This window comes from Nocardia cyriacigeorgica (genome assembly GCF_010858045.1).
Lineage (GTDB): Bacteria > Actinomycetota > Actinomycetes > Mycobacteriales > Mycobacteriaceae > Nocardia > Nocardia cyriacigeorgica_E.
Genome location: NZ_JAAGVC010000147.1, coordinates 1 through 383, shown reverse-complemented (window position 1 = coordinate 383; position 383 = coordinate 1). Strand labels below are relative to the sequence as shown.

At 68.4% G+C, this 383-nt stretch carries 1 protein-coding gene; it reads left to right on the top strand.

All coding sequences use genetic code 11. The features are described from left to right. Window positions 1–383, top strand: a 383-nt coding sequence (locus GV790_RS29125) for an ATP-binding protein (RefSeq protein WP_306043440.1), incomplete at both ends; no start/stop codon positions are given.

Here is a 383-nt window from a genome sequence, read left to right as displayed (position 1 = left end):
TTACGGATTCCTGTCCGAGAACGCGGAAATCGCGGCGGAAGTCACGGCAGCGGGCATCGCGTTCGTTGGTCCCACCCCGGAACAGCTGCGGATCTTCGGCGATAAACACACCGCCCGTGAGGCCGCCCGAGCCGTCGGTGTACCGCTGGTGCCGGGCTCCGGGCTCTTGGCATCGGCCGATCACGCGGTTGCCGAGGCCGAACGTATCGGGTTCCCGGTCATGCTCAAGGCCGTCGGCGGTGGCGGCGGAATCGGTATGCAGGCCTGTCACGACGCGGACGAGCTGCACGCTGCCTACCAGCGAGTGCAGCGGCTGGCCGCGACCAACTTCGCCACCTCCGGCGTCTTCCTGGAGCGTTTCGTGGCCCGGGCCCGCCATGTCG